9 protein-coding genes and 1 pseudogene are annotated in these 10,814 nt (G+C 38.7%); all 10 read right to left on the bottom strand.

Translation table 11 applies throughout. From position 1 onward, the window contains the following. Positions 1-63 precede the first annotated feature (63 nt). Positions 64-351: an ABC transporter permease family protein gene (locus BM241_RS11290; RefSeq protein WP_092282825.1), complete on the bottom strand. Its 288-nt coding sequence runs from the start codon at positions 349-351 to the stop codon at positions 64-66. A gap of 18 nt (positions 352-369) precedes the next feature. Beyond that, positions 370-1,275 (bottom strand): ABC transporter permease subunit, encoded by a 906-nt coding sequence (locus BM241_RS11295; protein WP_092282826.1) that lies wholly within the window; start codon positions 1,273-1,275, stop codon positions 370-372. Between the two features lie 152 nt (positions 1,276-1,427). Then, positions 1,428-2,918: an ABC transporter substrate-binding protein gene (locus BM241_RS11300; protein WP_092282827.1), complete on the bottom strand. Its 1,491-nt coding sequence runs from the start codon at positions 2,916-2,918 to the stop codon at positions 1,428-1,430. Between the two features lie 371 nt (positions 2,919-3,289). Then, complete coding sequence (gene iolG, locus BM241_RS11305) at positions 3,290-4,300, bottom strand: inositol 2-dehydrogenase (protein ID WP_394328185.1); 1,011 nt, start codon at positions 4,298-4,300, stop codon at positions 3,290-3,292. Between the two features lie 124 nt (positions 4,301-4,424). Next, positions 4,425-5,243, bottom strand: a complete 819-nt coding sequence (locus BM241_RS11310; RefSeq protein ID WP_092282829.1) for a sugar phosphate isomerase/epimerase family protein — start codon at positions 5,241-5,243, stop codon at positions 4,425-4,427. Positions 5,244-5,384: 141 nt separating this feature from the next. Further along, complete coding sequence (gene iolN, locus BM241_RS11315; protein WP_092282830.1) at positions 5,385-6,494, bottom strand: 3-dehydro-scyllo-inosose hydrolase; 1,110 nt, start codon at positions 6,492-6,494, stop codon at positions 5,385-5,387. Positions 6,495-6,585: 91 nt separating this feature from the next. After that, entirely contained in the window at positions 6,586-7,779 is a 1,194-nt protein-coding gene (gene iolM, locus BM241_RS11320) for a scyllo-inosose 3-dehydrogenase (protein WP_092282831.1), read from the bottom strand. 291 nt (positions 7,780-8,070) lie between these two features. Next, the gene (locus BM241_RS11325) at positions 8,071-9,069 is read right to left on the bottom strand and encodes a LacI family DNA-binding transcriptional regulator (protein ID WP_092282832.1); all 999 of its coding nucleotides are present in this window, start codon (positions 9,067-9,069) and stop codon (positions 8,071-8,073) included. A 307-nt stretch (positions 9,070-9,376) separates the two neighbouring features. Next, on the bottom strand, positions 9,377-10,135 hold the full coding sequence (ehuA, locus tag BM241_RS11330; RefSeq protein ID WP_278292855.1) for an ectoine/hydroxyectoine ABC transporter ATP-binding protein EhuA: 759 nt from the start codon (positions 10,133-10,135) through the stop codon (positions 9,377-9,379). Between the two features lie 12 nt (positions 10,136-10,147). Then, positions 10,148-10,720 (bottom strand): annotated as a pseudogene (locus BM241_RS11335) (amino acid ABC transporter permease); the annotation flags it as partial. Positions 10,721-10,814 lie beyond the last annotated feature (94 nt).

Raw genomic sequence — 10,814 nt, forward strand, 5'->3', positions numbered from 1 at the left:
ATGGAGTATAAAAAAGCATCTTAATAGGTATATAAATTGGCTGAATTATTGATTTTTCAAGGTCTAGCAGTCAATATTTAACTGCGAAGTTTGAGATACAGAATTAAAAAAAGCTCTCCCCAGCTTTAATATTCCAAATACGTATTTATATCCTTCTAAACTAAATTTACTCCACCATAATATAACACCCGCTCGACTGGCTCCCAACGCAGTTGACGTGGACACAACGATAACATTCCACATAGGTAAAAACATCATAATAAATACAAGAGCCAAAAATATAGAATTTACAACCTTTTGCGAAAAAGTCAACTCATTACCTAACTGATTGCGCTTTCTTCTTAATATCAACTTATCTCACCACCTTTTTCAATTAAACGTTTCATCATACCTAGTCAATCTACGTACAATAGTAGATATTATAAAAGTTGCAATAAGTACCATTGTTGCAGCCGCTGTTGCAATTCCTATTTTAAAATTAACAATACCCTCTGTGTATATCAAGTATAAAAGATTCCTCACTTTACTATATATATTTGCATTTCCCATAATAAAAATCTGATCAAAGTTACGTAGAAAATTCATTGAACCTAGCACAGTTATTACTTTCATCGTAGGCACAAGATTGGGAACAGTTATATATACAATCTGTTTGAACCTGGTTGCACCATCTATACTAGCAGACTCATAAATTGATTGATCAATGCTTACAATTGCTGTCAGCAACAAAACAGCAAAGTATCCTGCTCCTTTCCATGCGCCTGTAAGCACCATTATTGTTCTAGCGAATCTAGGTTCAGCCATAAAAACTATAGGATTAAAATTGTTCCCATATATGAGTTTTAATATATTATTCAACATGCCCGTAGGTGATAAAATACGTATCCACATACCTCCAACTATCGCCCAAGACAAAAGATTTGGTATATATGTTACAGTCTGAATGCTAGATCGTATCATTTTATTTTTAACCTCGTTGAGCGATAAAGCTATAAATAAGCTGAAAACAAATTGCACAACAAATGTAAGAAAATTGACAATTATCGTATTTACAAAAGCTTCACTATAAAGAGGATTCGAAAGAACATTCTTATAATTTTCAATACCTACAAATTTAGGTGTACCTATAAGTATTGACTCTCTAAAACTACTAATAATTCCGAGTATTAACGGATAATAAGAAAATACAATAAAATATATCGCTATAGGAATAAACATCAGATAGATGGATTTGTATTTCCTTATTTTTATTAAGGTCTTCTTATCTATCAGCATCTTCTATTCGCTCCCCACATTTAATTATTCATATCATCTTATCCTAAATTATTTGTGGATGGTATTTAAAAGCTAGGAACTTTTCTTATACGAAAAGTTCCTAGCTTTTTATAATTCTTATAAACTTTTATTTTTCTAACAAAGTTACATAATTACTTGTCAGTAACTTTCCTACTTACCAACTCGCTTCTCATATTCTTCAATCCATCTGCCACAGAAACTTTCCCTTCCATAATTTGAACTGCCCATTTACCTACTATTTCTTTGTAATCTCCCTCATTAGAAATCGGCAATTCAATTGACGCATACTTACCATAAGAAAGAGCTTCTTCAACTCCCGGATTATACCCAATAGGATGTTTAAAAGTCTCCAAGATAGGAACAGGTGCGCCATGGTCACATCCATGTTGTTTGCCTATATCAGTAAGAACATAATTGCCTTTATCATCAACAGTATAGTCATGTCCTTTAATACCAACCGACAAAAGCTCTCCACCCTCCTGGGTTGCAAAGAACTCTATAATTTTCCACGCACCGTCTGGATTCTCGGCATTCTTAGGAATAGCCCATAAACTCGCTGCTCCTTTTGTTAACATATAACTACCATTAGGTGTTTTCACGCCTGGCAAAGAAACTATCTCATATTTATCTGGACCTATCCCCTCAGCTAAAGCTTTTGCATTATGCAATCCAACCCATGCAGCCCAATCAACCGTCACACTAGTAAGTTGAGATGCTGCACTCATTTTGTCTCTCAAATCCTTTGTCTTATCAACAGATGCAGCTGGGTCTATAAGCCCTTCCTTATAGAGCTTTGCAATCCACTCCCAAACCGGTACAGCATCATCAGTAGAAATCGGTACATATTTCTTACCATCCTTTTCATCTATTACAACACCTGTTTTAAGGCCAACAGAGGCAAACCATGGCTGTAAGTCAAATACTTCACTCATTACAACATTATAAGGATAATAGTTAGGTGTTTTTATAGTCTCTTTTAGCTTCTTAAATACATTATAATAACCATCTAATGTGGGATCAATACTCTTATAATCTATTCCTGCTTTTTCTAAATGAACTCTGTTAAGAGCAACGACCCTATGAACTTCTTTTTTGTTAAAGCCTGCATAAATCCTTCCATTTACTTCGATGTCTTTCAGTTCGCGCGGATCAATCTTGGAAGGATCAGAATAAATCTTGGAAGATTTTATATAATCAGTAAGATCTAACAAAGCACCTTGATTGACAAGTTCCAAATATTGTGGCATGTTTAAATAGATAAGATCCAATTTTTCTCCGCTATTGAGCTTTCTCATGAGTGTATTAGTATAATCAGATGGTGGTCTTTCCATTGTCACAGTTAAACCTGTAGCTTCACTCAGTGCTTTTTCAAATAATTTCATTTCTTCTTCATCTTTACCTCCAGTTACATTTGTCAATATCTTTACAACCCCACCCGTTTTATCATCCTTATTTTGCTGATCTGTAGAAGTAGATGATTCATCTGTTGCAGGAGTCTCTTTAGCACCTCCTTGATTACCACTACTTTCTTGAGATGTTTCTTTTTGTGTACATCCGGTAAAAACACTAAGAATTATCATCAAAGCAAGAATTCCAGCCAATATCTTTTTTGTAATCAACATATTATACTCCTCCTTTTAATTTTTAATTTTGTTTTTTATATTAAAACCTTTATAATACACCCCAAATGCAGTTTGCTGATTTAAATCCTTAAATTAAGCCAGCTTGTTTTAACCAATCAACATATCTTCATCAATGTAATTATAAAATATCGTCCAACAATATCCTACTTATTTTCTAATTACCAATTGTTGCAAACGTTTAAATTTTACAATACATGAAAACTAATAGACGTAAAAACACATGTTAAAATATTCATTTTTTACATGTTTAAATTTATGCCAATTCCAAACATTTTTCTTTCTGTAAACATTTACAATACTATAATAACATCATTTTATTTACCCGTCAACCAGTAATTTTAAGACAAGCTTCACACCCTCTCCACCTTCACCGGCATTCCTGTTTCAAGAGACTTCTTAGCCGCAAGACCAATTAGAACAGGTTTTAAACCATCAAGTCCTGTTACTTCTGGTTCTCTATCTTCAAGTATTGCATCTATAAAAGACCTTATCTCATCTATATAGGATTCTCTATACCTCTCAAGGAAGAAATATTTTGGTTTTTCGCTGTATACCCAATCCTCACTGTATATTTCCACTGTGCTGGGTTTATCATTGCCTACTATTAAGCATCCCTTAGAACCAAATACCTCCACCCTTTGATCATAGCCGTACACAGCCTTTCTGCTGTTGTCAATTGTCCCAATAGCACCATTCTCAAATTTCAGAGTAACAATTGCCGTATCAACATCATCGTATTGTTTTATTGAAGGATCTATTAGAGTCTCACCTATCGCATATACTTCAACAACCTCGCTGCCTGTCAAATAGCGAGCCATGTCAAAATCGTGAATTGTCATATCAAGGAATATGCCACCCGATACTCTTACATATTCTATCGGTGGTGGAGCAGGGTCTCTGGAAGTAATCCTCAATATATGGACGTCACCGATTTTCCCGTTTTCAATATGCTCTTTTATCCTTTTAAAATTGTGATCAAATCTCCTGTTAAAACCTATCTGAAGCTTTACCTTAGCCTTTTCCACAGCATTCAGGGCTTCTTCTATTCTTTTGACGTCAAAATCTATTGGCTTCTCACAAAATATGTGCTTACCTGCTTGTGCCGCTTCTATTATAAACTTCGAATGGGTATCGGTAGGCGAACAAATAAGAACAGCATCTATCTCCCGGTCCTCAATAATTTTTCTGTGGTCTTTGTAAACATGATTTATGCCAATGCTATACGCCCATTTCTCCAAACTTTCATTCATGTAAATATCAGCAATAGATTTTACTTCTACTTCTCTTATATTGGTTGCTATATTTTCGGCGTGAAGCCTGCCAATGCGGCCAGCTCCGATAATACCTATCTTGAGTTTCAAACAATTCACCCCGCTCAACCTATTTAGAGAATGCATATATTAACAATTTTACCCGTTTTGTAATACCTAGCTTTTCTTGTGCAAACAGTATTTTGAGAGTTCGAAAAGAGCTATCAATTATTTTTTATTCAAGCGCAAGCACGTACTCGAGACCTTTTTGAGCTGCAATATCTGGATCCGGATATGGAAGATATTCAAAGGTAACGTATCCAGTATATCCTATTTCTTTTAAAGCATTTATAACAGCCGCAAAATCAACATGTCCCGCCCCTGGATATCTACGATTGCTATCAGCAAAGTGGACGTGTCCTATGTATCTACTGTATTTTCTTATACTGTTCTCTATATTAGGTTCCTCGATATTCATATGAAATGTGTCAACAAGAATCTTAAAGCCCAAATCACCTAAACTTTCAATATAGTTTACCATTTCCTCTATTGTATTGTGAAAATTAACCTCATATCTATTTATTGCCTCTATATATACCGAAACACCTTTACGCTGTGCATAATACCCTACTTCTAAAAGGCTGTCTCCATAAACAGCCATATGTTCCTCATAATACTCAGGATTTACCTTGCCTCTCATAGAACCTATTATAATGCTGCAATTTAATTCTTCAGCCAAATCAATATATTCCTTTAATCGTCTTAAAGCCATATTTCTTTTTTGAGCGTCCAAATCAGTAATTGAAAGCCCATCTAGAGTATAGGACATACCCGTCCCTATAGTCGAAACAACAATGCCATTTCTTAAGCAACATTCATTAACTTCTTTTGCATCTATTTCTTCCGGATTCCTTATATGAAGCTCCACCGCATCAAAGCCATATTCTTTGCTCTTAATAATATTTGCGCACAAGTCGCCCCTAAACAGCACAGGCGATGTCTTAGGTGCATCTATAGCAATTGTAGCACTGTACTTTAACGAACGATTTTCCATTTGCCCAGCCCCTTTTTATGGAAAACCCCTACAACCTATACAACATGCCGTGTGAAATCAAGCATCATTTTATTTTAACCGGGAAATATTACCGGCCCCTTAAGAAAACTCGATAATATTTCCCGGCATAATTTCGCATAATTACAGCTTCGTGAATACCCCTATTGGCGGCAGCTCATACACCGACTTCCAGCCCTCACTAAGAGGCTCTTTCAAGAAAGGTTCCATTTCCTTTGCAGTCCGCAATGTGGTCTTTTCCACAGGCGGCACAGTTCCGGGAGGAAATGCTTCCAAAATTTGATCGTGAAGGAGAGTAAGGTACTTCAGTATTGCTGCAATAGGCCTCTTAGCCTTCCTGGGATCGGCAAGAGAAGGCTTACCCACAACCCCCTGAGGTGTTGCCGCACGTTCTATAGCAGCATGGCCTTCTCCCTCAGACCACCTATGAGGCCGTCTCAAAGGATCCACAGCTTTATCAAAATGCCCGTCAGGCAAGAAAGATTCTCCTTCGGCATCCTCTACAACGCTCATATCAATCATATCTTTGAAGAGGAGTAACGCTATCGACGTTTCAGCCTCATCGGCATGCACAAAATGCGTTTCCATGCTATCAGGTCTACCTGCCGGATAGAAGAATTCCCGTACTGCCCTGTGCCAGTCTAACACCTGGAATATTCCTGGCAAATGATACCTCTTCATAAATTCCTGTACAGCCGATTCAAGCATCCATAAATGGCCATGATTGTTAACTATGATAATTTTTCTGAAACCGTCATTCCATAGTCCAAGCATTGTGTATATCAGTGTCTCTTTTACAACTTCCTCAGGCATTATAATCGTCCCTGGCATTCCAACATGATGATAAGGATGGCCTCCATAATTTAGAGGCGGAAGAGCAAGGCTTACCTCTCGTCCCTGCTTTGCTGTGTATCTCCTTACGCCCTCAAGTATTTGAGTCACCATGAATGTGTCCAATCCACTGTTGGCGTGCAACCCATGGTTCTCAGTGCAGCCTACAGGTACAAATACAATATCATTCTTCTTCCTCTTTTCTATTACTTTATACCTGGGAGTGGTCTGTATATAGCATCCAGGTTTACCAAGCTCAGATTCAGAGGGTATTTCGTATTCTGCCAGTATTCTGTCTATTTCTTCTTCGCTGGCATCCCATATTTGCTTTTTTAGCCGTCCCACGGCGTTATCCTCAAAGATTATAGCAGGATGCTCTGTAAGAAGCCACTTTTCGCTCATTATAAACTCTCCTCTCCATGTTATGGTAAAATTATGCTAAATTTTCTAGCGACGCCATGTTATTGTTCAAGTTTTGTTAACATATCAGCTTTTACATAACGCAGGTTATCTTGCACTCTTTCCTGTCAGTTCTCAAGTTGATAATATTTTGTGGTACCTCATCCAAAGTTATCTTCTTTGTAATCATAGGTGTCATATCCATACCATCGGCCATGCACTCGATCACTCTATAGAAAGTACCATGACCCGAGTGCCCCTGAGCTCCAATGATCCTGGCTCTTCGTACCTGCAATACCTCGCCCGTAACCGGCATCTTGGCATCAGCACGAGCAACTACCACCACTGTACTATTAATGGTTCTGCCCTCCCAAATAACTTTTTCTATTTGAGGATAGACGACTGTAGGAAGGCCGGTTGCCTCAAGGTAAAGATTTGCACCCATGCCATCTGTGAGCTCAAGAACTCTTTGCACGAAATCTTCTTTTAGCGGATTAATTACATAATCTGCTCCCATTTTCTTCCCCAGTTCAGCCCTTTCAGGCTGAGGTTCCGAAAGTATAACCCTCGCAGCACCGCTTCTCTTTAATATGGCACAGGCTGCAATTCCAACAGGGCCTCCACCGCACACCACAACATTATCTCCTGGCCTTATGCCACCACCTCTTTCGATCACAGCATTGTAAGCAACGCTAGTAGGCTCTACTAAACTACCAGCAAGAAATATATCATCGCCGCTATATCTATTTTTCAGCGATTCAAGGTTCCATACGAGTTTTGCAGGCATAACTATATACTTAGCAAATGCACCGTTTACATTAAACCCTACTTCATTAAGCCGTTCACAATGATTGGGATAACCATCAGCGCACGGCTTACACTGGCCACACCACATCATCTCTTCCGCGCAGACGATTTCTCCACCTTTAAAAGGCTTATTTGTCCTTTTATCAAATGCGCGCTCTCCTGCTTTCACTACAACACCCGAGAATTCGTGACCAAGAATGCACGGAAAACCCGTTAACCCAGGATACAGTATGTATCCCTCTTCATCAGGCTGCGCCATATGAACATCGCTTCCACAAATGCCGCATGCCTTTACTTCGATTAATACTTCATCAGGTCCTGGTTCGGGAACAGGATGCTCTACGATTTCAATGCGAGGATTTCTCCACACTTTACTTCCAAGATATGTCTGCTTCCCTTCGATGTCCTTTGGTCCAAGCTTGAAATCCGGCTTTGGATCCCAATCTGCAAATAGTGTGACACCTTTCATTGTTTTTGACATTTTATAATTCCTCCTTGAAACACAAATTTACTGTATCAATAAATGATTATTTAAAAAAGACCCGTAAATGGAGAAGAAATGCTACCTCTGGTTTGCCGATATTTGCTGTTTGTGTTGCAATATTCAAACACATAGACTTTTTAAAAATCGGCAATTAACTATTTCAAACGTTTACAAACAATTGAATAATAAAAGTTTACTAAATAATTTCTTAGATTTTTCTAAGCTATTTCAAGTATAGCAAACGTTTACGACTTTGTCAACAGGTTTTTACATAGAGAAATAAAAAATTTAATCCTTAATTGCCCTGCACGTATCCCTTATTATAAGGCTTGGTTGAACGATATTAATTTTTTGTCCAACATTCTCTTGTTTTATCAAGTTTATAAGCAACTCGGCAGATAGTCTTCCCATTTCAAATTTCGGCTGAGAAACTGTAGTAAGTTTAATTCTATGCATGGATGAAAAAGCTATATCATCAAATCCGACTACCGAAATGTCTTCTGGAACTTTAAGCCCAAACTCTTCTATAGCCTGAATTACACCCAAAGCTACTATGTCATTTACAGCAAAAACCGCAGTAGGGATTTCGCTTTTGATCAACATTTCCATTGCCGCTTTATAGCCGCTTTCTTGGCTAAAGCTATCGGTAGTGCGAATGTTTGCCTTAACCGTATACCCATGTCTTTGCATGGTTTCTTTATAACCTTCAAAGCGTTCTCTATTGGTACTCGTCTTTTCAGAGCCTCCTATATACACAATATCCTTGTGCCCCAACTTAATAAGATATTCAACGCCCAGCACCGCTCCGGTTTTGTTGTCAATACCCACATAATATATATCATCAGACTTAGGCCCCTCGGTAATATATACAAGTGGCAACGACAACTTTTTATGATGTGTGGCATTTTCAATAACCGAAGAAATTATCACACCGTCAACCCGTTTAGCTTTTAAAATATCCACATAGGTCTTCTCCCGTTCATAGTCCCAGTTTGTGTTGCATAAAAATACGCAATAACCATGCTCATTAGCAAAAGACTCTACACCCAAAGCAAGCTCAGAAAAAAAAGGATTGGATATATCAGGCACAACCAGGCCAATCATGTTGGTGTTTTTACCTTTTAACCCCCTTGCTGAAGGGTCTGGAACATAGTTCATCTCCTTTGCAATCTTTTTTATCCTTTCTCTAGTCTCAGGGCTTACATCGGGATGATTACTCAATGCTCTTGAGACAGTAGCATATGACACACCGGCTACTTTTGCAATATCTTTTAGAGTAACAGCCATTAACATACCCTCCTAAATATGGTAGTATCATATTTTTTACAATAAAAATAATACCGGTAACAACTTTAAATTGAAACCGGCATAACTTGAATTAAAATTATTTACCCCAAAACGTTTACGTTAAAAGTTTAACATAAACATTTTGTAATTGTCAAGCTATTTTGAAATAATTCAAATTATTTCAAATAATTGTCCTTTTATTGTCCTTTGCGATTATTGTTATACAACATTTACACATTCACGCCAACATTGATATTAATTTAACAAAGTTATAGAATGTTATAACATCGATTACAACAAAATCCCATCACAACACCTGCTTAAGAAAACTCCTCGTCCTCTCACTGCGCGGATTGCAGAATATCTCCCCGGGCAGCCCTTCCTCGATTATCTCTCCGCCATCCATGAATATTACCCGATCAGCTACCTCTCGTGCAAATCCCATCTCATGGGTGACCACCAGCATGGTCATCCTGTCTTCCGCCAGGTCTCGCATAACCTTGAGGACTTCCCCGGTAAGCTCGGGGTCCAGCGCAGAGGTGGGCTCATCAAACAGCATTATGTCGGGCTTCATGGCCAGAGCCCTTGCAATAGCCACCCTCTGTTTTTGCCCACCCGAAAGCTGCGAAGGATAGCTATCCCTTTTATCTATCAGACCCACCCTTCGGAGCAGTGCCTCAGCCATATCAACCGCTTCTTGCTTGGGTACCTTATTTACAACAATTGGGGCCTCGATGATATTCTCTAGCACCGTCTTGTGGGGAAACAGATTGAAGTTTTGAAACACCATTCCAATCTTCTTGCATATCTGGCGTATCTGCTTATCGGGCACATATCGTGTTTTACCGTTTTCATCCTCATACGCCATTGGTTGCCCTTCTATTATAATAGAACCCCTATCAATAACTTCCAGATGAATGAGGCACCGCAGCAAAGTACTCTTGCCCGATCCCGAAGGCCCTATAATGGCTACTACTTCACCTTTCTTAACGGCCAGGGAAATCCCCTTTAAAACCTGTAAGTCTCCAAACGACTTGTAAATATTTCTTGCCTCAATCATGTACATAGTCCCTAACCCCTATTCATATATTGAATAGCGCTGTTCCAATTTGTCAAACACCTTTGTCAGCACATAAGTCATGACCAGGTAAAACACGGCTGCCACTACAAAAGGCGATGTCACCGCATCCCTGGACACAGCAATCTTGGTAGCCCTCAAAAGCTCTCCCAATCCTATAGCATATACAAGGGCCGTGTCCTTTACAAGGGTAATTGCCTCATTGCTGACGGGAGGCAGTACCCTCCGCACGGTCTGCGGAAGAATTATTCTCCACATGGTCTGCCAGTAGGTGAAACCAAGCACCTTGGCTCCCTCATACTGCCCTTTGTCAATTGACTGTATGCCGGCCCTGAAGATTTCTGCAAAATAGGCAGCATAGTTGAGGACAAAAGCGATGCAGGCCGCCGGAAAATTCTCCAGGGTAATGCCGAAGTTGGGCAAACCGTAATAGACAAAAAACACCTGCAGAAGTAACGGTGTACCTCTCAAAAGCCAGATGTATGCGCCAACAACATCCCTCAAAAGCTTATATTTAGAAATGCGTGCCAGCGCCAGCAGAACTCCAAGCGGAATTGAAAAAATAATAGTGACTCAGACTTCGCACATAAAAAATGAGCTCTGAACCTTGAAAAATCAACATTTTTCGGCATAAAAATATAGAAACATCCTCTCTTTTATGGTATAA

It is taken from the genome of Caldicoprobacter faecalis (genome assembly GCF_900115765.1).
In the GTDB taxonomy this organism is placed as follows: Bacteria; Bacillota; Clostridia; order Caldicoprobacterales; family Caldicoprobacteraceae; genus Caldicoprobacter; species Caldicoprobacter oshimai.